This is a genomic window from Kitasatospora sp. NPDC054795, assembly GCF_053611565.1.
In genome coordinates, this window is sequence record NZ_JBSHAP010000111.1 from 1 (window position 1) to 20,900 (window position 20,900).

The window sequence follows — 20,900 nt, forward strand, 5'->3', positions numbered from 1 at the left end:
GCTCCTTCCGAGTTCGGAAGGAGGGGTGGCCGCCCGCGGCGTTCCTCAGGCCCGCTTCGGGCTGGTGACGGCGACCAGCTCGGTGCCGTCCTCGGACAGCCGCAGATCGGTGCGCAGCTCGGCCAGCTCGCCGAGGTGGTGCAGGTGGGTGCCGCCGCAGAAGATCTGCGCGCCGCCCTCGGGCAGCTCGCAGTGCCACTGGCGGCGGGCGGTCAGCTCGGGGCCGGGCACCTCGATGCGGACCGGGGCGTCCGCGGCGACCCAGGCGGCCAGCCGGGCGTTGACGGCCTCGGTGAGGGCCGGCAGGGCGTCGGCGAGGGCCGGGAACTCCTCGGTGGCGTCCACCGTGAAGCCCTTCTTCTTCAGCGACTTGCCGAGCCGGTAGGTGTCAGTGCTGGCCGCGGTGTCCATCACCGAGCTCGCCATAGCGAGGCTGTCGAAGTCGGGGTGGCCGAAGGCGTCCGAGCGGCCCGGGTCCTTGCGCCAGCGCGGGGCGAGCGCGGCGTTCAGGGCGAGGGCGAGCAGGTGGCAGCCGCTGTGCGAGGCGCTGAGGGCGCCCCGGCGGTCGGCGTCGACGGCGAGCGCGGCGGTGCGGCCGACGATGTCGCCGGGGTCGCCGTCGAGGACGTGCAGGACCAGCCAGGACCACTCCTCGTCACCGCGCCGGACCGGGATGTCGGCGCCGACCAGCAGCTCCCCGCCGTCCGGGCCGACGGCGCCGGTCAGGCAGTCGACGACGGCCAGCCCGGTGCCGTCCACGGTCAGGGTGCCGAGGTCGGCCGGCTGGTCCGGCCAGGTGTGGTCGAGCGGGTGGAACGGGGTCGCCTCGGTGACGACGGCGTACCGGCCGTCGGCCAGCGGGTGCACCGCGAGCACCGGGGACTCGCCGGTCACCGCCCCGGCCGGGAAGCTGACGTGGGTGGTGGGGAGGGTCATTCCTGGCTCCGGTGAAGGTGGGACGACGAGGGTGGGCGGGCCCGGCGCTCGGCCGCGGCCCGCCCCCATTCTGCCTTCCGCGCGCCGAAGGGTTCCGCCCGCCGAAGGGTTCCGCCCGCCGAAGCCCGCCGGAGCCGTCCGCCCCGCCGAAGGGCTCGGCCCGCCGGGGCGCTCAGCCCAGCGTCGGCAGCTTGATCAGCACCAGCAGCGCGACCAGCTGTACCGCCGAGGCGGCCGCGGCCTTGCCCCAGGGCAGGTCGTGCAGTCGCCGGACCATGCTGGTCAGCAGGTACGCGCAGAGCATCCAGGTGGCCCAGCCGACGACCTGGACGACGGCGCTGCCGGAGGGCAGCACCAGGTCGAGCAGCAGCCGGGGCGCGTCGGTGAGCCAGCCGATCAGCGCGGCCAGGCCGACGGTCGCCTTCCACGGGCCGTCGCCGCCGAGCTGGCGGGCCAGCGCGTAGGTGACCCCGCCGAAGAGCGCCCCGGTCACGGTGAAGCCGATGGCGGCGGCGAGGATGCCGGTCAGCGCCACGGTGAAGGTCGAGTTGACGATGTCGTCGTGGGTCAGCCCAATGCCGAGCACCGCGAGCGCGCCGTACAGCAGCGAGACGGTGAGGGCGGGCAGCCAGACCTGGTGGTCGCGGGTGCGGTCGAAGATCGCGGTCGGGGCGCGGAACAGGCCGGTGAACAGCTCGCGCCAGTGCGGCCGGGGCCCGGCGACGTGCGGGGCGGACTGGCCGCCGGCCCGGTAGACGGCGACGTTGTCCTGGCCGTACGGCTGCTGGTCGTACCCCTGATCGGGGTGGTGCCCCTGGTCGGGCCCGTACCCGTGGTCCGGACCGTACCCGTGGTCGGGCCCGTAGCCCTGGTCCGGGCCGTAGCCCTGCGCGGGCCCGTACGGCGGCTGCTGCGCGTACGGGCCGCCGTCCGCGTACGGGTCGCCGGTCGGGAAGGCCCGGGTGCTGCCGGGCCGGTCCGCCGCGTACGGGTCGTACCCGTCCCCCGCCGGGTGCCCCGGACCGCCGGGCCCGCCGGGCGTCGCCGCGTGCGGGGCCGTGAAGTACTCCGGCCCGTCCGTCTCCCCGTGCCCCCCGGGCACCGACGGCGGCGGAGGGGCCGACCACCCGCCGTGCGGACGGTCGGCGCCCTGACCGCTGTCGTATCGATTACCAGCCACGGTCCGAAGGTACCCGCCCGGCCCGGCCCGCGTCGGCCCCGGACGGAGCCGGGGCCGGTTTGCAGCGAGGCTGAGACGAACGGGGCCGAAAACCCGCCGGAACGACCCCCGGGAGCCCGACAGCCCGGCACCCCGGGAGCCCAACGGCCCCCGGGAGCCCGGCAGCCCCCCGGAGGCGCTACCGCTGCGCGCCGACCGACGGCCCGTGCACCGCCGCGGCCGCGCTGGTGCCGGCCGGGCAGCCGCCCGGCCCGGCCGTGGTGCGGACGGCGCCGACCGGCAGCAGGGTGCCGCAGGCGATCCGGATGCCGTTGGGCAGCTCGTTGTCCGACTCCACGATCGCGCCGTCGCCGATCACCGCGCCGTCCAGCGCCGAGCGGTCGCCGACGGTGGCGAAGGCGCCCACGATCGAGTCCTTGACCAGGGTGTCCGGGCCGATCACCGCGCCCGGCAGGATCACGCTGCCCTCGACGATCGCGCCGGCCTCGACCACCGCGTCCTCGGAGACCACGGTGCCGCCGCTGAGCACCGCGCCCGGGTGGACGGTGGCACCGGGCAGCAGCAGGGCGTCGCCGGTCGGGCCTGGGACGGCCGGGGAGTCGACCTTGCCGAGCACCAGGTCGGCCGAGCCGCGGACGAACGCCGCCGGGGTGCCCAGGTCCAGCCAGTACGAGGTGTCGACGACGCCGCGCAGCAGTGCGCCGGTGGCCAGCAGCTCGGGGAAGGTCTCGCGCTCGACGGACACCTCGCGGCCGGCCGGGATGCGGTCGATCACGGACCGGGTGAAGACGTAGCAGCCGGCGTTGATCTGGTCGGTGACGATCTGCTCGGGGGTCTCCGGCTTCTCCAGGAACTCCAGCACCCGCCCGTCCTCGTCGGTCGGGACGAGGCCGAAGGCGCGCGGGTCCTCGACCCGGGTCAGGTGCAGGGTGACGTCGGCCCCGGCGGCCACGTGGCCGTCGCGCAGGGCGGCGATGTCGACACCGGAGAGGATGTCGCCGTTGAAGACCAGGACCGGTTCGTCCGGGCCGCAGGTCAGCCCGGACGCGGCGTTGCGGATGGCCCCGCCGGTGCCCAGCGGCTCGCGCTCGGTCAGGTAGACCAGCTCGATGCCGTACGGGGTGCCGTCCTGGAAGTGGTCCTCGAACACCTCGGCCAGGTACGACGTGGCCAGCACGACGCGGGTGACGCCGGCGGCGGCCGCGCGGGCCAACTGGTGCGCGATGAACGGGACGCCTGCCACCGGCAGCATCGGCTTGGGGGTGTGGGTGGTCAGCGGACGCAGTCGCGTGCCCTTACCACCGACCAGCATGATCGCCTCGGTCATGGTCTGCGCTGTTCCCCTTGTGTCTGTGCGGCCCGGCCCGGCGGGCCGACACCTCGTCGTCGGTCTGGACCCGGCCGTCCGGCCGGCGCGGGTCGCCACCCGTCCGGGGCTTCCGTCCGGAACGGGTCGACCGGCACGAAGCCGGTCCGGGCCTACTGTATTTGCTTCCGACCGAATGCCCGTCCGGCGCCTGTGCGATTGCCGTCACTCCCCGTACGCCCGCCGTACCGGCGCGCGCCGTCGGGCCGCCCAAAAGCCCGGCCCGGCGGGCGCGTTCGGGGCGTCCACCGGGCCGGGCGGTTGTAGCAGAACTGTCGAACAGCGGGCTCTGCGGCGGGCGTTACGCGTCCACCGTCGCGGGCTGCTCCTCGCTCCCGGCCGGCGGGAGGGCCTTCACCGAGTCGAGCAGCAGCTGGGCCACGTCGACCACCTTCAGGTGCTCCTTGGCCGCGCCCTCGTTCTTCTTGCCGTTGACCGAGTCGGAGAGCATCACCAGGCAGAACGGGCAGGCGGTGGAGACGATGTCGGGGTTGAGCGACAGCGCCTCGTCCACGCGCTCGGTGTTGATCCGCTTGCCGATGCGCTCCTCCATCCACATCCGGGCACCGCCGGCGCCGCAGCAGAAGCCGCGCTCCTTGTGCCGGTGCATCTCCTGCTGGCGCAGACCGGGGACCTTGTCCATGATCTCGCGCGGCGGGCTGTAGACCTTGTTGTGGCGGCCCAGGTAGCAGGGGTCGTGGTACGTGATCAGGCCCTCGACCGGGTTGACCGGGATCAGCTTGCCCTCGTCGATGAGGTGCTGGAGCAGCTGGGTGTGGTGGATGACCTCGAAGTGGCCGCCCAGCTGCGGGTACTCGTTGGCGATGGTGTTGAAGCAGTGCGGGCAGGTGGCGACGATCCGCTTGACCGGGGCGTCCTCCAGGGCCGCGTTCAGCGTCTCCACGTTCTGCGCGCCGAGCATCTGGAACAGGAACTCGTTGCCCAGGCGGCGGGCGGAGTCACCGGTGCAGGACTCCTCCTTGCCGAGGATCGCGAACTTCACGCCCGCGGTGTGCAGCAGCTCCGCGAAGGCCTTGGTGGTCTTCTTGGCGCGGTCCTCCAGGGCGCCGGCGCAGCCGACCCAGTAGAGGTACTCGACCTCGGCGGGGTCGATGTCCTCACCGATCACCGGCACCTCGATGCCGGTCTCCTTCTTGAGCTCCTTGACCCAGTCCAGGCGGGCCTTGGTGGCCATGCCCCACGGGTTGCCCTTGTTCTCCAGGTTCTTGAGCATCGTCCCGGCCTCGGTCGGGAACGAGGACTCGATCATCACCTGGTAGCGGCGCATGTCGACGATGTGGTCGATGTGCTCGATGTCCACCGGGCACTGCTCGACGCAGGCGCCGCAGGTGGTGCAGGACCACAGCACGTCCGGGTCGATGACGCCGTTCTCCTCGGCGGTGCCGATCAGCGGGCGCGCGGCCTCGGCCAGGGCGGCCGCCGGGATGTCCTTGAGCTGCTCGGAGGTGGCCTTCTCCTCGCCCTCCATGTCCTTGCCGCCGCCGGCCAGCAGGTACGGCGCCTTGCCGTAGGCGTGCTCGCGCAGGCTCATGATCAGCAGCTTCGGCGAGAGCGGCTTGCCGGTGTTCCAGGCCGGGCACTGCGACTGGCAGCGGCCGCACTCGGTGCAGGTGGAGAAGTCGAGGATGCCCTTCCAGGAGAAGTGCTCGACCTGGGAGACGCCGAAGACGGCGTCCTCGGCCGGGTCCTCGAAGTCGATCGGCTGACCGTCGCTGGTCATCGGACGGAGGGCGCCGAGCGCGGTGCCGCCGTCCTCCTCGCGCTTGAAGTAGATGTTGAAGAAGCCGAGGAAGCGGTGCCAGGCCACGCCCATCGAGGGGTTGAGGCCGATGGTGGTCGCCCACGCGAACGAGATGCAGATCTTCAGCATCGCGAACAGGTAGATCAGGTTCTCCAGCGTGCCGTGCGACAGGCCGCTCAGCGCGGAGACCAGCGGGTACGAGACCAGGTGCTCCGGCCCGTACGAGTCGACGCCGTTGAGGGCGCCCTCCAGGCCGCGCAGCATCAGGATGCACAGGCCGATGCCGAGGATCGTGTACTCGACGTAGAAGGCCTGCCAGGCGATCGAGCCGGCGAACCGGGACTTGCGGCCCGACCGGGACGGCAGGCTCATCAGCCGGATCACGATCAGGACCAGGATGCCCAGGGTGGTCAGGGTGCCGACCAGCTCGACGAAGAGCTGCCAGATCATCCAGTGGCCGATGATCGGCAGCGCGAAGTCGGCGTCGAAGAGCTGGCCGAAGGCGTTGACGATGGTCAGCACCAGGCTGAAGAAGCCCACCGCGACGAACCAGTGGGCGATCCCGACGATCCCCCAGCGGTTCATCCTGGTGTGGCCGACGAACTCGGTCGCGACGGTCTTCACCCGCTGGGCGGGCTGCCCGAAGCGGGTGGGGTCCGGCGCACCGGTGCGGACCACCTTGTAGATGTACAACGCCGCACGGGCGGCGAGCGCGGTGCCGATCACGAATGTGACCAGCGAGATGACGATCGCTGCTAGCTGCATCGGCTCTCCGTCTCCTGCGGCTTTGCGGTTGAGCAGGCTCTGCGGTTCCACGTTCTTCGGGAACCGAGTGTACTGGTCGGTAACTTGTCGGGCCGACGGCCCGGACATTACCGGTGCACAACGGTTCTCCAGAAGATTCCCAAGCTATGGCGGCAGTCACGTGGGCGCACCCCCGCCACGGCGCGGCGGGGCACTCCGGCGGCGGGCGCCCACCGATCCGCTCAGCAAAGTTGAGCGAGCCGCACTCATACCTGTTGACGCCGCCCGTCGAGTCATGCATCCTTGAGCCCGTAAAGCTCAACTCTTCCGTGGAGGTATCTACGATGGCACGCGCGGTCGGCATCGACCTCGGTACGACGAACTCGGTCGTCAGCGTTCTGGAGGGTGGCGAGCCCACCGTCATCACGAACGCCGAGGGTGCGCGGACCACGCCGTCCGTCGTGGCCTTCGCCAAGAACGGCGAGGTTCTGGTCGGCGAGGTGGCCAAGCGCCAGGCGGTCACCAACGTCGACCGCACCATCCGCTCGGTCAAGCGCCACATGGGCACCGGGTGGAAGATCAACATCGATGGCAAGGACTTCAACCCCCAGCAGATCTCGGCCTTCGTGCTGCAGAAGCTGAAGCGGGACGCCGAGGCGTACCTGGGCGAGACCGTCACCGACGCCGTCATCACCGTCCCGGCGTACTTCAACGACTCCGAGCGCCAGGCCACCAAGGAGGCCGGTGAGATCGCGGGCCTCAACGTCCTGCGCATCGTCAACGAGCCGACCGCGGCCGCCCTCGCGTACGGCCTGGACAAGGACGACCAGACCATCCTGGTCTTCGACCTCGGCGGCGGCACCTTCGACGTCTCCCTGCTGGAGATCGGCGACGGGGTCGTCGAGGTGAAGGCCACCAACGGTGACAACCACCTCGGTGGTGACGACTGGGACCAGCGCGTCGTCGACCACCTGGTCAAGGTCTTCCAGGCCGGCCACGGCGTCGACCTGTCCAAGGACAAGATGGCCCTGCAGCGTCTGCGCGAGGCCTCCGAGAAGGCGAAGATCGAGCTGTCCTCGTCCTCCGAGACCTCGATCAACCTGCCGTACATCACGGCCTCCGCCGAGGGCCCGCTGCACCTGGACGAGAAGCTCACCCGCGCCCAGTTCCAGCAGCTGACCGCGGACCTGCTGGAGCGCTGCAAGGTCCCGTTCCACAACGTCATCAAGGACGCCGGCATCTCGCTCTCCGAGATCGACCACGTCGTCCTCGTCGGCGGCTCGACCCGCATGCCGGCCGTCGCCGAGCTCGTCAAGGAGCTGACCGGCGGCCAGGACGCCAACAAGGGCGTCAACCCGGACGAGGTCGTCGCCATCGGCGCCGCGCTCCAGGCCGGTGTCCTCAAGGGCGAGGTCAAGGACGTCCTGCTGCTCGACGTCACCCCGCTGTCCCTCGGCATCGAGACCAAGGGCGGCATCATGACCAAGCTGATCGAGCGCAACACCACGATCCCGACCAAGCGCTCCGAGATCTTCACCACGGCCGAGGACAACCAGCCGTCCGTGCAGATCCAGGTCTACCAGGGCGAGCGCGAGATCGCCGCGTACAACAAGAAGCTCGGCATGTTCGAGCTGACCGGCCTGCCGCCGGCGCCGCGCGGCCTGCCGCAGATCGAGGTCACCTTCGACATCGACGCCAACGGCATCATGCACGTCGGTGCCAAGGACCTCGGCACCGGCAAGGAGCAGAAGATGACCGTCACCGGCGGCTCCTCGCTGCCGAAGGACGAGGTCGACCGCATGCGCCGCGAGGCCGAGCAGTACGCCGAGGACGACCACAAGCGCCGCGAGGCCGTGGAGACCCGCAACTCCGCCGAGCAGCTCGTCTACTCGACCGAGAAGTTCATCGCCGACAACGCCGACAAGCTGCCGGGCGACGTCAAGACCGAGGTCGAGACCGCCATCGGCGAGCTCAAGGAGGCCCTGAAGGGCGAGGACATCGCGAAGATCCGCGAGGCCTCGGAGAAGGTCTCCACCACCGCGCAGAAGCTCGGCCAGGCGCTGTACGCCAACGCCGACGCCGCTGCCGGTGCCGCCCCCTCCGGTGACTCCGCCCAGGCCAAGGACGACGACGTCGTCGACGCCGAGATCGTGGACGACGAGAAGCCCAAGGGCGGTGCGGCATGACGGACAAGCCGCAGGGCGGTAAGCCCGGCGACGACTCCGCCGCCGAAGAGGCCGTGATCAAGGCTGCCGAGGAGGCCGCCGCGGCCGGCTCCGGGGAATCCGGTTCGGACGACCTCGCCACCGCCAAGCGCGAGCTCGCCGAGCGCACCGGTGACCTCCAGCGCCTCCAGGCCGAGTACCAGAACTACCGCAAGCGCGTCGAGCGCGACCGGCTGACCGTCCGCGAGATCGCCGTCTCCAACATCCTGGAGTCGCTGATCCCGGTCCTGGACGACATCGGCCGCGCCCGCGAGCACGGCGAGGTCACGGGCGGCTTCAAGTCCGTCGCCGAGTCGTTGGAGACGGTCGTCGCCAAGCTGGGCCTGCAGCAGTTCGGCAAGGAGGGCGAGCCCTTCGACCCGACCATGCACGAGGCGCTGATGCACAGCTACTCCTCGGACGTCACCGAGGACACCTGCGTGCAGGTCCTCCAGCCCGGCTACCGCATCGGCGAGCGGATCATCCGCCCGGCGATGGTGGCCGTCGCGGAGCCCCAGCCCGGCAGCCAGGCGTCCTCCCCGGACGCCGAGCCGAAGTCCGCCGACACGGACAAGTCCGACGGTGGCTCGGACAGCTGACAACCTGTGACAGCTGACAACCAGTGCGCTGCGGAGTCGTACGCCGGCCAGTACGGCGGCCGGCTCCGCAGCGCTCTGTCAGCAGCCGTTTGCTCACCGGCTGTTGACAGCACAGTGACGATGGACATCGGGAGGTGGCGGAAGCCATGAGTGGCAAGGACTTTGTCGAGAAGGACTACTACAAGGTCCTCGGCGTGCCCAAGGACGCCACCGCCACCGAGATCAAGAAGACCTACCGCAAGCTCGCGCGCGAGTTCCACCCCGACGCCAACAAGGGTGACTCCAAGGCCGAGGAGCGGTTCAAGGACATCTCCGAGGCGTACGACGTCCTCTCCGACGAGAAGCGCCGCAAGGAGTACGACGAGGCCCGCAGCCTCTTCGCCAACGGCGGCTTCCGGGCCGGCGGCGGCCCCGGCGGCAACGGCAGCTACAGCTTCGACTTCGGTGACCTCTTCAGCGGCAGCCAGGGCGGCGCCGGCCAGGCCGGCGGCGGCCTCGGCGACGTGTTCGGCGGCCTCTTCAACCGCGGCGGCACCCGGCAGGCCCAGCCCCGGCGCGGCGCCGACGTCGAGACCGAGGTGACGCTCTCCTTCGAGGAGGCGGTGGACGGCGCGACCGTCCCGCTGCGGATGACCAGCCAGGCCCCCTGCCGGGGCTGCAACGGCACCGGCGCCAAGTCCGGCACCACCCCGCGGGTCTGTCCGACCTGCGTCGGCGCGGGCACCGTCAGCCGCGGCCAGGGCGCCTTCGCCCTCTCCGAGCCGTGCAAGGACTGCCGCGGCCGGGGCATGATCGTCGACGACCCGTGCCCCGACTGCCACGGCAGCGGCCGGGCCAGCTCGGCCCGCACCATGCAGGTCCGGATCCCGGCCGGCGTCCAGGCCGACCAGCGCATCCGGCTCAAGGGCAAGGGCGCCCAGGGCGAGCGCGGCGGGCAGCCCGGCGACCTCTACGTGACCGTGCACGTCGACCCCCACCCGGTCTTCGGCCGCAAGGGCGACAACCTCACCGTCACCGTCCCGGTGGCCTTCCCCGAAGCCGCGCTCGGCGCCACCATCGAGGTGCCCACGCTGAACGGCCCGACCGTGAAGCTCAAGCTGCCCCCGGGCAGCGCCAACGGCCTCACCATGCGCGCCCGCGGCAAGGGCGCCACCCGCAAGGACGGCACCCGCGGCGACCTCCTCGTCACCGTCGAGGTCGTGGTGCCCCAGCACGTCACCGGCGACGCGCTGAACGCCCTTGAGCAGTACCGCGAGGCCACCGCCTCCGACGATCCGCGCGCCGCCCTGTTCCGGGCGGCGAAGGGAGCGTGACGACCAGATGTCCCCGATGTCCCCGATGAACCCGATCGACCCCGACACCCCGATCGGCCCCGGCCTCGGCGAGGGCCTGCCCGGTGCCGGCCCCCGCCGCACCCGCCGCGCCGCCGCGGCCCCGCCGACGTACGTCCTCACCGAGGACACTCCGGTGTACGTCATCTCCGTGGCCGCCGAACTGTCCGGTCTGCACCCGCAGACCCTGCGTCAGTACGACCGCCTCGGCCTGGTCTGCCCCGACCGCACCGCCGGCCGCGGCCGCCGCTACTCCGCGCGCGACATCCAGCAGCTGCGCGAGGTCCAGCGGCTCTCCCAGGACGAGGGCATCAACCTGGCGGGCATCAAGCGGATCATCGAGCTGGAGAACCAGGTCACCGCCCTGCGGTCCCGGATCGCGGAACTGGTCGACTCCCTGGAGGGCGCCGCCACCGCCCTCCAGCAGCGCGAGGCCGCCGTCCACGCCTCCTACCGGCGCGACCTCGTCCCGTACCAGCCCCCCACCCCGCAGTCCAGCGCCCTCGTCGTCTGGCGCCCCAAGCGCTGACCGAATCACCCACCGGCCGCCGGCCCCTCCTCTCGGGGGGTGCCGGCGGCTGCCGTGCGGTGAGAGAGTGCGGTCGTATTCCCTCTCCGGGGGACTCACCAGATCTGGCATGCTAAAACTCGTTCAGCACCAGCGCTGATGGGACGCAGGTAGCACGGTAACGGCAAGGAGTCGCGAATGAGTGGACGAGAGCAACCCCTTGCCGCCAGCTTGACCATCCTCTCGCCAGAAGCACGGGAGCTATATCTCGCCGTCATCCGAGGGGACGGCAAACTGCCGTTGGACTCCGATGTCGACCAGGATGACCCCGCGCGGGACGAGCTGCTGAGGATCGGCCTTCTCATACCCGACAGCGATGATCCGAATGTTTTCGTGGCCGCCGACCCCGCGCAGCTCTCGACAAGCCTCAGCCATTCGTGGCAGCGTCAGGCGCTGGAACTCCTGTCACGCGCCGTATCGCTCCCCTCCGAACTGCAGGATCTCGCCCGGGAATTCCACACCCCGAAGCGGTCCGGAGGATCCATAGAGCATGTACGGGGGAAGGCTCTCATTCGGCAGCGGCTGGAGCAGTTCAGGGGTTCCGGGTTCGAGGAGGCCCTGGCGCTTCAACCCGGCGGCCCCCGGCAGCCGGATCTTCTCGCCGGAATGATCGCATACGATCTGGAGACGCTCCGCAGTGGGACGAAGATGCGGACGATCTACCACGCCAGTACCCGATACCACCAGCCGACCAGGGATTACGTCGCCACACTCGCCCAAGTCGGCGGCCAGTACCGCACTCTTGACGAGCCCTATACGCGGCTCATAGTGATGGATCGGCGCGTGGCAGTGATCCCGATCGACGATGACATGAGCCTCGCGGCCTTCATCTACGACCCTGCCGTCGTCGACTATCTTGCCAAGGAGGTCTTCGAGCAGTACTGGAGCCGGGCCCTGGAATTCGAGGGCGACCGCACAGTGCCGCAGCAGGTCGTATCACGCCTGCGTCAGACGATCATTGACCAGATGCTCGAAGGAACCAATCACCGAGTTATCGCGCGACGCCTGGGAATTAGCGAGCGGACATTGGCCAGACATATAGCCGAAATGCGAGACGACTACAAAGTCGACTCGCTATTCCAACTCGGATATGTCCTCGGCCGAAAGGCGCAGGAGACTTCCGACTGACTCGCCCGGCCGGCTTCAGGCGGGTCCGTCAATAATCTGGCACGCGGCCGTGCAGTTACCCGGCCGTGCTCACTGCCAGGAGATGTCGTCTGCGATGCTCACGGCGGCATTGACGGCAATCGCGTCGTGCGAGTCGGCAGCGCTCACGAGAGAGCCGGCACCGAGCACGGCGGCGACGGCAACCAATGAAAGCACAACCACGCGGACAAATTGGTGCATATCAGTCACGCCCTCACTTTTCTGGAGAATCGCCACTAGAAGCGTCAAGCAGGATAACGGTCCACATGGTGCCACGCCAGGGGGAGACTGTCACCTGCTTCCGCATGCGGGGGTGTGCGTCATCTCTCTGCCAGTCATCCAGATGACACAGGCCAACTCTGGACGCGACACGGAGATGCGATGGACGATCAGTTCGCCCTCAATGGTCTCGGCAGGGCGCCACACCTTGCCAATGTACCGTCAAATACTAAACCGTTCAGCAGCGGCATCAGCCCACCGAGCAGACCACATCCAACGCATCGCCGACACTCACTCCCCCGGTCGGCCTTTCCCCGGAGTCGACATGACCGAGCCCTACCTGCGTCACCACGACAGCCAGGCCCCTGAGGGTCGGCGTGCACGTGTGTTCCTGGCCGCCCCGCTGATGCGACTGACCGGGCCGGCCGACAGCGTGGTGACCCTCGCCAGCCGGACGCGGCTGACGACGCTCCGCACCACCCTCCTGCGCAGCGGTGCCGCCGTGTACAGCGCGCACCACAGCGACGCCTGGACCATCTCCGGCCGCGCGCCGGAGCCCCGCGTCCCCTCCGACTTCCGCGCTCTCCAGTCCGCCGACCTCGTGTTCGCCTACGTCGGCGCCCCCCTCTCGGCCGGCGTGAGCCTGGAGCTCGGCTGGGCGTCGGCGCTGCGCAAGCCGATCGTCCTCCTGGTCGACGAGGCCATCACCCACAACCCGCTGATCGCCACCATCGAGCAGGTCGCCCCCGTCCTGCCGCTGGTCTTCGACGACACCTGGTCGCAGGAGGCCCTCAACCACACGGTCGAGACCGCGCTCGACTGGGCGGGCATGGCGCTCTCCCTGCGCGAGGGCTTCTGGACCGCCCCCGGCGAGCAGTTCAACGTCCCCCGGCAGCAGCCCGCCGTCCCCGGCTACTGGCCGACCGGCGCCGCCACCGGCTGACCGGCGGCCACCCACCGGACTCCCCCGTCCGGGATCCCCGCAGCCGCCGGCCCCACTGGAACAGCGTCTCCGCGTCGTACAGCTCACGCAGCCGGGCGATGTGACCGGCCACCGTGTGCTCGCTCAGGCCCCATCCGGCAGGCCGCTCGCCCGCTGCGTGAGGCCGCGGGCGAGCAGCCTGCCGACCTGCGTCGACCGCCGGGCGAACCCGGCGGTGGGCGCGTCGGAACAGGCCGCCGGGAGGTCGCCTCCGATCCGCTCGCCGACCGCCCGGGGATCCACCGCGCTGTACGAACCGTCCACCAACTGCGCTACCGGCAGCCCGAGTTCCACCGGCCGTCGGAGCACCGGCCCGTCCTCCGCGCCGCCTTCGGCCGCCCGCACCCGGCCGCCCTCGTGCAGGACGGCGAGGTGGAGGCCGCGGGCGGCAGCGGGCGGGGTGGCGGGCGTGTCAGTCATGGTGCTCGCCCCGCAGCCGCCAGCCGAGGTGGAAGAGGGTGTGGGCGCCGTAGCGGTCGCGCAGCCGGGAGATGTGGGCGGCGACGGTGCGTTCGCTCACGCCCAGCCGGGTGGCGACGGCCCGTTGGGTGAGGCCGCGGGCGAGCAGCCGGCCGATCCGCACGGTGGTGACGGACGGCTGGTCGAGGTGGCGGCCGGCGGGGGTGGCGCGGGCCCAGTCGCGTTCGAACTGGGCGGCGAGGTAGGCGACGGTGGTGGGGTCGGTGAGGAAGGCGGCCCGGCTGAGGTCCTCGGCGGCGGGGATCACGGCCACCGCGCGGTCGAAGACCAGCACCCGCTCGTAGGGCTCGGCGAGAACCCTCACCCGGGCGCCCTGCCCGGTGCGCAGGACGACCTGGCTCCGCACGGCGGCGTCGGCGAGGGTGACCGGCTGGTAGAGGGTGCGCAGCGAGCAGCCGCGGCGGAGCAGCGAGAGGTCCTGGGCGAGGGCCATCCGGAGGCCTTCGAGCGGCCGCGGTCCGGGCTGGGCGGCCAGGACCTCCTCCCGGCATTCCGAGACGAGCTCGCTGACCCGCCCGCGGACCTCGGCGGCGCCGACGACGGTGCCGCCGCGGGCGACGGCCGGGGAGCCTGTGGCCGGGGAGCCGACGGAACCAACGGCCCGGGAACCGGCCGCCGGCGGCCCCCCGACCGGACCGCGCGCCTCGTCGTAGGCGCGGGACAGCGGCCCGAGGGTGCCCGGGAGCCGCTCGGCGTGCCGCAGCAGGCGGACGGCGCGGGTGCGCAGTTCCAGGCCGATCCGGTCGCCGAGGGCGCGCGGGCTGGCGGCGGTCCAGCCGGTGGCGGTGGGGGTGAGCAGGCCGCGGGCGACGAGGGCGGCCAGGGTGGGCCGGTCGGCGGGGGCGAGGTCCTCGGGGCGCAGCCGGCCGCCGCCCCGGACGGCGGCGAGGTAGAGGGCCCGCTCGGCCGGGCCCGGCTCATCGGTCATCACGGGCGCCTCGCATCAGCCAGCCGAGCTGGAAGAGGGTCTGCGCGCCGTAGCGGTCGCGCAGCCGGGAGATGTGGGCGGCGACGGTGCGTTCGCTCAGGCCCAGCCGGGTGGCGACGGCGCGCTGGGTGAGGCCGCGGGCGAGCAGCCTTCCGACCCGGTCGGGGACGGTGCGGGCGGGTGCCTGGCCGAGGGTGGCGGCCTCGGCGGTGTCGGCGCGCGCCCAGTCGCGTTCGAAGGTGCCGACCAGGTAGGTGATGGTGGCCGGGTCGGTGATGAAGGCGGCCGTGCTGTTGTCGTCGTTGGCGGAGATCACGGCGACGGAGCGGTCGAAGACGATCAGCCGCTGGAAGGGCTCGTCGAGCACCCGGATGAGCGAGCCGTGCCGGATGACCTCCTCGGCGTAGGCGAGGGCGGGCGGGTCGGCGAGCGCGACCGGCTGGTAGATGGTGCGCAGCGAGCAGCCGCGCTGGAGCAGCTGGACGTCCTGGAGGAGGGCGACCTGGAGGGTGTCGGCGGGCCGGTGGCCGGGCTGGGCGGTGAGGACCTCGGAGCGGCAGTCGGAGACCAGCTGGGAGATCCGCTGGCGGATGTGGACGTGCCCCTCGACGTGGACGGCGCCGCCGGCCCGGTCGGTCGGGCGGGGCATCGCGTCGTAGGCCCGGGTGAGGCCGTCCAGGGCGCCCGGGAGGTTCTCCGCGCGGACCAGCAGCCGGGTGGCCTCGCTGCGCAGTTCGGCGCCGAGGCGGTCGCTGACCGAGCGCGGGCTGACCGCGGTGTAGCAGCGGTCCATCCGGTTGACCATCAACAGGCCGATGTCGATGAGTTGTTGGAGCGCTCCCCGGTCGACGTCGGCGACCTCACCGGTGGGGACGCGGCCGCCCTCGGCGATGATGGCCAGGTAGAGCTGCCGGGCGGCCTCGTCGGGCTCCTCGCCCACGGGCCCGTGGTGCGGTGTGACCGCCGGTTCCGCCGTCACGTCGCACTCTCCCTGCCGAACGCCTCTCCCCTGGTCTGCCCGTGCTCCCCGCCGCACGAGCCGTGGCACCGGCGGGCCCGGCGGGCTCACGGCCCGGTGGGCCGGTACGGCGTGATCATGGATCAGGCGGTCACGGTACCGGGTGGGACGGCGGACCCCGGGCCCGGGTGCCGTCGCACGCCGGGTCGTCCGGGGACCGCCATCGGTACGCCAGTCAAGGCGCTCCCGTCGAGGCGGAGCAGCAACGCCTCGACGGGATCCGGTCCGGGGGCCATCACCACACATGGACCCCGGCCCGGCGCTCTTCCCCCCCGTTCCACCGGCGCGGGATGTCGCGCCTGCGGTCAGCATCGAAGAGCGTGTCGCCACCATCGGGCTGCGGTTGCCCGGACGACTTGGCGCGTCTCCACCCTCACAGCGTGACGGCCGGTGAACAAGTGCCGCCCGAGTGCATGTTCGCGCAATTGCAGCTACCTGCATCCGGCCGCGGGCGCGACGGTCCCGACGGCGGGGTGGATTCCGGTGGAACCGGGGCGGGTCGGGGGCGTCGGCACCACCCGGCAGCACCGTTGCCCGGCCGTGCGCGTTCCTGCACCGGCCGCGCGCTCCTGAGCCGCGCGTTCACGCAGGCCCCGGGGGTCCGGCGCCGCCTCAGCGGGCCAGCAGCCGGCCCCGTGCCAGCCCGGCGGCGGTGCCGCCCGCGGCGAGCACCCAGGCGAGCGCCAGCAGCAGGTACAGGCCGACGGCCAGGCCGCTGAAGCCCCCGAAGCCGGTGTGCCGGGCGAGCGCGGAGGCTCCGGTGACGCAGGTGCCGACCGGGAAGGTGTACGCCCACCAGGTCATCGCGAACGGCATCCCGGCCCGCCGGGCCCGCAGGTTGGCGGTGAGCGCGACGGCCAGCCAGAGCATGGCGACGCCGATCACCGCCACGCCGTACAGCTCGGCGAGGTCGACCATGGCGGGCGCCAGCGCGGGCAGCACCGGGCGGGCGGCGTCGGCGAGCTGGTGGACCGCGGTGACGGACTGGCCGAGCGGGCCGAGCACCAGGAACAGCGAGGGGGTGAGCGCCAGGGCGGGCAGTTTGCTGTGGAGCAGTCCGGTGAACACCACCGGCAGCAGCACCAGGGTGGCCAGCAGGCCGATCCCGAACAGCGCCCAGCAGCCGTACAGCATGGCCTGCTGGGCCGTCCCGGCCGGCAGGTGGGGGACGAGTGCGGGGCCGCAGGCGGAGGCGACCAGCGGGGCGACCACGGGCAGCAGCCAGGTCGGGTTGGCCTCCAGGGCGGAGAGCCGGTGCCGGGTGATCATCAGGTACGGGATGCCGCCGGCCACGGCCAGCGCGTACAGGGTGCCGAGGGTCCACAGCACCGCGTCCAGGGCGACCGCCGGGCCGGTGCCGATGACGCGGGAGCCGAGCAGCAGGGTGCCCAGCCCGACCGCCAGCAGCGCCATCGGCGGGCAGCCGTAGAAGACCGCGGTGGCCGGGTTGTCCAGCAGCTGGGCGCGGGCCGCCTCGCGGTGCCGGGTCAGGTGGACCAGCCGGGCCCCGGCCAGCACCAGCAGGGCGGCCAGCGCGAGCGCCCACATCACCTCGCCGAAGGTGGTGAGCCCGGGCGGCCGCACCGGCAGCACAGCGGCTCCGTTCGCCAGGATCGCGGTGCCCATCACGGCGGCGTACCAGTTGGGGCCGAGTTGGGCGAGGTCGGGCCGGCGGTGGACGGCGGGGTGGGCGAGGGGGCGGATACCGGCCAAAGTGGACATGTCCCCACCGTCGCCCGAAGGCCGGGCGGCCGGTAGCGCCGGGGCTTCTATGGGGGCATAGCCTGAACCTATGGCCCTCTCCCCGCACGTCCCCGAACTCGGCGCCCTGGAACTGCTGCTCGCGGTGGCCCGGCTGGGCAGTGTCGGACGGGCGGCGGCCGAGCTGGGCGTCACCCAGCCGACCGCCAGTGCCCGGATCAAGGGCATGGAGCGGCAGGTCGGCGTCCCGCTGCTGGACCGCTCGCCCCGGGGCAGCCGGCCGACCGAGGCGGGCCGGCTGGTGGTCGAGTGGGCCCGGCAGGTGGTGGAGGCGGCGCAGGCGCTGGACGCCGGGATCGACGCGCTGCGCGAGCGGCGGGACGCCAAGCTGCGGGTGGTGGCCAGTCTGACGGTCGCCGAGTACCTGATGCCCGGCTGGCTGCTGGGCCTGGCCGAGGCCAGCCCGGGGACGGCGGTGACGCTGCGGACGGCGAATTCGGCGGAGGTCGCCGGGCACGTCCTGGACGGGGACGCCGACCTCGGCTTCGTCGAGGGCCCCACCACCCCGCCCGGGCTGGCCGGCGTGGTGGTGGCCGCCGACCGGCTGGTGGTCGTGGTGGCACCCGGGCACCCGTGGGCGCGCCGCCGCGCCCCGCTGACCGGGGCCGAGCTGGCGGCCGCCCCGCTGGCGCTGCGCGAGCCCGGCTCGGGCACCCGGGAGGTGCTGGAGATGGCCTTGCGGCCGTACGGGGGCGTGGCGCGGCCGCGGATGGAGCTGGCCTCGTCCACCGCGCTGAAGGCGGCGGCGATGACCGGGGCGGGGCCGGTCTGCCTGAGCGAGCTGGCGGTGACGGAGGAGCTGGCCACCCGGCGGCTGGTCGAGGTGCCGCTGGTGGCGGAGCTGGACCTGCGGCGGCCGCTGCGCGCGGTCTGGCCGGCCGGGCAGCGGCCGGGCGGTCCGGCCCGGGAGCTGCTGGGGCTGACCCGGCGGTCGGTCAAACATTCACCGAGAAGTTGGGACGAGGACCGAAGAAGAGAAAGTTGAGCGGAATAGACTCAACTTAGTGCATGCTGTACGCAGCAGTAGTGAAGGACGACGAGGGAGGACCCCCCAGCAGTGGACGCCAGCAAGTTCACCACCAAGACGCAGGACGCCCTGTCCGCCGCCATCCGGCAGGCGGGCACGGCCGGCAACCCGGACGTCAGGCCGGTGCACATCCTGATCGCCCTGCTGGAGCAGCCCGAGGGCATCGCCCGGCCCCTGTTGGAGGCGGTCGGGGCCGACGTCGCCCGGGTCGACGCCGAGGCCCGCCGCCAGGCGGCCGCGCTGCCCAGCGCGATGGGCTCGACGGTCGCCGCGCCCCAGCTCGCCCGGGACACCGTCGCGGTGCTCACCGAGGCCGGCAGGCGCGCGAACGACCTGGACGACCAGTACGTCTCCACCGAGCACCTGATGGTCGGCCTGGCCGCCGAGGGCGGCCAGGTGGCCGAGCTGCTGGCGCACCAGGGCGCCACGCCGAAGGCGCTGCTCGCCGCGTTCAAGGACGTCCGGGGCAGCGGCCGGGTCACCTCACCGGACCCGGAGGGCACCTACAAGGCGCTGGAGAAGTACGGCACCGACCTCACCCAGGCCGCCCGGGACGGCAAGCTCGACCCGGTGATCGGCCGCGACCACGAGATCCGCCGGGTGGTCCAGGTGCTCTCCCGCCGGACGAAGAACAACCCGGTGCTGATCGGCGAGCCGGGCGTCGGCAAGACCGCCGTGGTCGAGGGCCTGGCCCAGCGCATCGTGGCCGGCGACGTGCCGGAGTCGCTGCGCGGCAAGCGGCTGGTCGCACTGGACCTCAGCGCGATGGTCGCGGGCGCCAAGTTCCGCGGCGAGTTCGAGGAGCGGCTGAAGGCCGTCCTGAACGACATCAAGGCCTCCGACGGCCAGGTCGTCACCTTCATCGACGAGCTGCACACCATGGTCGGCGCGGGCGCCGGCGGCGACTCCGCGATGGACGCGGGCAACATGCTCAAGCCGATGCTGGCCCGCGGCGAGCTGCGGATGGTCGGCGCCACCACGCTGGACGAGTACCGCGAGCGGATCGAGAAGGACCCGGCCCTGGAGCGCCGCTTCCAGCAGGTGCTGGTCGGCGAGCCCAGCGTGGAGGACTCGATCGCCATCCTGCGCGGCCTCAAGGGCCGGTACGAGGCGCACCACAAGGTGCAGATCTCGGACGCCGCCCTGGTCGCCGCGGCCACCCTGTCCAACCGCTACATCACCTCCCGCTTCCTGCCCGACAAGGCGATCGACCTGGTCGACGAGGCGGCCTCCCGGCTGCGGATGGAGATCGACTCCTCCCCGGTCGAGATCGACGAACTCCAGCGCTCCGTGGACCGGCTGCGGATGGAGGAACTGGCCCTGGAGAAGGAGTCCGACCCGGCCTCGGTGGACCGGCTGGCCCGGCTGCGGCGCGACCTCGCCGACCGGAACGAGCAGTTGAGCGTGCTGACGGCGCGCTGGGAGCAGGAGAAGAAGAGCCTCAACCGGGTCGGCGAGCTCAAGGAGCGGCTGGACGACCTGCGCGGTGCGCTCGAACGCGCACAGCGCGACGGGGACTTCGAGCGCGCGTCCAAGCTGATGTACGCCGAGATCCCGGCCGCCGAGGCGGAGCTCACCGAGGCCCAGGAGCGCGCCGCGGACCAGGACACCTCGACCTCGATGGTCAAGGAGGAGGTCGGCCCGGACGACGTGGCCGACGTGGTCGCCTCCTGGACGGGCATCCCGGCCGGCCGGCTGCTGGAGGGCGAGAGCGCCAAACTCCTGCGCATGGAGGAGGAGTTGGGCCGGCGCCTGATCGGCCAGCAGGAGGCGGTGCAGGCCGTCTCGGACGCGGTGCGGCGCACCCGTTCCGGCGTCGCCGACCCGGACCGCCCGACCGGCTCCTTCCTGTTCCTCGGCCCGACCGGTGTCGGCAAGACCGAACTCGCCAAGGCCCTGGCCGACTTCCTGTTCGACGACGAGCGGGCGATGGTCCGGATCGACATGAGCGAGTACGGCGAGAAGCACTCGGTCTCCCGTCTGGTCGGCGCCCCGCCCGGGTACGTCGGCTACGAGGAGGGCGGCCAGCTCACCGAGGCCGTCCGCCGCCGCCCGTACAGCGTGGTGCTGCTGGACGAGGTGGAGAAGGCGCACCCGGAGGTCTTCGACGTCCTGCTCCAGGTGCTGGACGACGGGCGGCTCACCGACGGGCAGGGCCGCACGGTGGACTTCCGCAACGCCATCCTGATCCTCACCTCCAACCTGGGCAGCCAGTACCTGGTGGACCCGGCCACCCCGGAGGAACGCAAGCGGGAGCTGGTGCTGGGCGCCGTCCGGTCCGCGTTCAAGCCGGAGTTCCTCAACCGGCTGGACGACATCGTGGTCTTCGAGCCGCTGGGCACCGGCGAGCTGAGCCGGATCGTCGACCTCCAGGTGGCCCGCCTGGGCGAGCGGCTGCGGGAGCGGCGGCTCACCCTGGAGGTCTCCGCGGCCGCCCGCGACTGGCTGGCGCTCACCGGCTACGACCCGGCGTACGGCGCCCGCCCGCTGCGCCGGCTGGTGCAGTCCGCGATCGGCGACCAGCTGGCCCGGGCGATCCTGTCCGGCGCGGTGCACGACGGGGACACCGTCCTGGTCGAGCAGGACGAGGCGGGCGACCGCCTGACCGTCCGCGGCCGGGGGCCGCTGGAGAAGTAGCACCGCCGGGCG

At 72.2% G+C, this 20,900-nt stretch carries 16 protein-coding genes and 1 pseudogene; 8 read left to right on the plus strand and 9 right to left on the minus strand.

Going from position 1 to position 20,900, the window contains the following annotated elements:
• Nucleotides 1–45: 45 nt before the first annotated feature.
• The 4 genes and pseudogenes from ACWGJO_RS31425 to ACWGJO_RS31440 all read right to left on the minus strand — a co-directional run bounded on the left by ACWGJO_RS31425 (nucleotide 46) and on the right by ACWGJO_RS31440 (nucleotide 6,009).
• Nucleotides 46–936 carry a metal-dependent hydrolase gene (locus tag ACWGJO_RS31425; protein WP_452188921.1) on the minus strand — a complete coding sequence of 297 codons (891 nt, stop codon included), beginning with the start codon at nucleotides 934–936 and terminating at the stop codon, nucleotides 46–48.
• A 172-nt stretch (nucleotides 937–1,108) separates the two neighbouring features.
• On the minus strand, nucleotides 1,109–2,116 hold the full coding sequence (locus ACWGJO_RS31430; protein WP_452188923.1) for a YIP1 family protein: 1,008 nt from the start codon (nucleotides 2,114–2,116) through the stop codon (nucleotides 1,109–1,111).
• A 262-nt stretch (nucleotides 2,117–2,378) separates the two neighbouring features.
• Nucleotides 2,379–3,443: pseudogene (locus ACWGJO_RS31435) on the minus strand (sugar phosphate nucleotidyltransferase); the annotation flags it as partial.
• A gap of 340 nt (nucleotides 3,444–3,783) precedes the next feature.
• Nucleotides 3,784–6,009, minus strand: a complete 2,226-nt coding sequence (locus ACWGJO_RS31440; protein ID WP_452188925.1) for a heterodisulfide reductase-related iron-sulfur binding cluster — start codon at nucleotides 6,007–6,009, stop codon at nucleotides 3,784–3,786.
• Between the two features lie 323 nt (nucleotides 6,010–6,332).
• On the opposite strand from ACWGJO_RS31440, the gene dnaK reads away from it, so the two are divergent.
• The 5 genes from dnaK (at nucleotide 6,333) to ACWGJO_RS31465 (ending at nucleotide 11,818) form a co-directional block, all read left to right on the plus strand.
• Nucleotides 6,333–8,174, plus strand: a complete 1,842-nt coding sequence (gene dnaK, locus ACWGJO_RS31445) for a molecular chaperone DnaK (protein WP_359897741.1) — start codon at nucleotides 6,333–6,335, stop codon at nucleotides 8,172–8,174.
• Nucleotides 8,171–8,791 carry a nucleotide exchange factor GrpE gene (gene grpE / locus ACWGJO_RS31450; RefSeq protein WP_452188927.1) on the plus strand — a complete coding sequence of 207 codons (621 nt, stop codon included), beginning with the start codon at nucleotides 8,171–8,173 and terminating at the stop codon, nucleotides 8,789–8,791. Before dnaK ends, grpE begins: the two co-directional genes overlap by 4 nt.
• Nucleotides 8,792–8,937: 146 nt before the next feature.
• The gene (gene dnaJ, locus ACWGJO_RS31455; RefSeq protein WP_401048555.1) at nucleotides 8,938–10,104 is read left to right on the plus strand and encodes a molecular chaperone DnaJ; all 1,167 of its coding nucleotides are present in this window, start codon (nucleotides 8,938–8,940) and stop codon (nucleotides 10,102–10,104) included.
• A 16-nt stretch (nucleotides 10,105–10,120) separates the two neighbouring features.
• A complete protein-coding gene (locus tag ACWGJO_RS31460) occupies nucleotides 10,121–10,651 on the plus strand; it encodes a heat shock protein transcriptional repressor HspR (RefSeq protein ID WP_452188955.1) in 531 nt (176 codons plus the stop codon).
• Nucleotides 10,652–10,828: 177 nt separating this feature from the next.
• The gene (locus ACWGJO_RS31465) at nucleotides 10,829–11,818 is read left to right on the plus strand and encodes a hypothetical protein (RefSeq protein ID WP_452188929.1); all 990 of its coding nucleotides are present in this window, start codon (nucleotides 10,829–10,831) and stop codon (nucleotides 11,816–11,818) included.
• 69 nt (nucleotides 11,819–11,887) lie between these two features.
• Here ACWGJO_RS31465 and ACWGJO_RS31470 read toward each other — a convergent pair whose 3' ends face one another.
• Nucleotides 11,888–12,046, minus strand: coding sequence for a hypothetical protein (locus tag ACWGJO_RS31470; RefSeq protein ID WP_452188931.1), 159 nt, complete (start codon nucleotides 12,044–12,046; stop codon nucleotides 11,888–11,890).
• A gap of 334 nt (nucleotides 12,047–12,380) precedes the next feature.
• Here ACWGJO_RS31470 and ACWGJO_RS31475 point away from each other — a divergent pair, with 334 nt between their 5' ends.
• A complete protein-coding gene (locus tag ACWGJO_RS31475) occupies nucleotides 12,381–12,998 on the plus strand; it encodes a TIR domain-containing protein (RefSeq protein WP_143204511.1) in 618 nt (205 codons plus the stop codon).
• Nucleotides 12,999–13,121: 123 nt separating this feature from the next.
• On the opposite strand, the gene ACWGJO_RS31480 is transcribed toward ACWGJO_RS31475, so the two are convergent.
• From ACWGJO_RS31480 to ACWGJO_RS31495, 4 genes are all read right to left on the minus strand, one after another.
• Nucleotides 13,122–13,457, minus strand: coding sequence for a hypothetical protein (locus ACWGJO_RS31480; protein ID WP_452188933.1), 336 nt, complete (start codon nucleotides 13,455–13,457; stop codon nucleotides 13,122–13,124).
• On the minus strand, nucleotides 13,450–14,445 hold the full coding sequence (locus ACWGJO_RS31485; RefSeq protein ID WP_452188935.1) for a LuxR C-terminal-related transcriptional regulator: 996 nt from the start codon (nucleotides 14,443–14,445) through the stop codon (nucleotides 13,450–13,452). Before ACWGJO_RS31485 ends, ACWGJO_RS31480 begins: the two co-directional genes overlap by 8 nt.
• A complete protein-coding gene (locus tag ACWGJO_RS31490; protein WP_452188937.1) occupies nucleotides 14,435–15,424 on the minus strand; it encodes a LuxR C-terminal-related transcriptional regulator in 990 nt (329 codons plus the stop codon). The genes ACWGJO_RS31485 and ACWGJO_RS31490 overlap by 11 nt, the downstream gene beginning before the upstream one ends.
• A 651-nt stretch (nucleotides 15,425–16,075) precedes the next feature.
• The gene (locus ACWGJO_RS31495; RefSeq protein WP_452188939.1) at nucleotides 16,076–17,185 is read right to left on the minus strand and encodes a TDT family transporter; all 1,110 of its coding nucleotides are present in this window, start codon (nucleotides 17,183–17,185) and stop codon (nucleotides 16,076–16,078) included.
• Nucleotides 17,186–17,255: 70 nt separating this feature from the next.
• On the opposite strand from ACWGJO_RS31495, the gene ACWGJO_RS31500 reads away from it, so the two are divergent.
• The gene (locus ACWGJO_RS31500) at nucleotides 17,256–18,209 is read left to right on the plus strand and encodes a LysR family transcriptional regulator (protein ID WP_452188940.1); all 954 of its coding nucleotides are present in this window, start codon (nucleotides 17,256–17,258) and stop codon (nucleotides 18,207–18,209) included.
• A 72-nt stretch (nucleotides 18,210–18,281) separates the two neighbouring features.
• On the plus strand, nucleotides 18,282–20,888 hold the full coding sequence (clpB, locus tag ACWGJO_RS31505) for an ATP-dependent chaperone ClpB (RefSeq protein WP_452188942.1): 2,607 nt from the start codon (nucleotides 18,282–18,284) through the stop codon (nucleotides 20,886–20,888).
• Nucleotides 20,889–20,900: the final 12 nt, after the last annotated feature.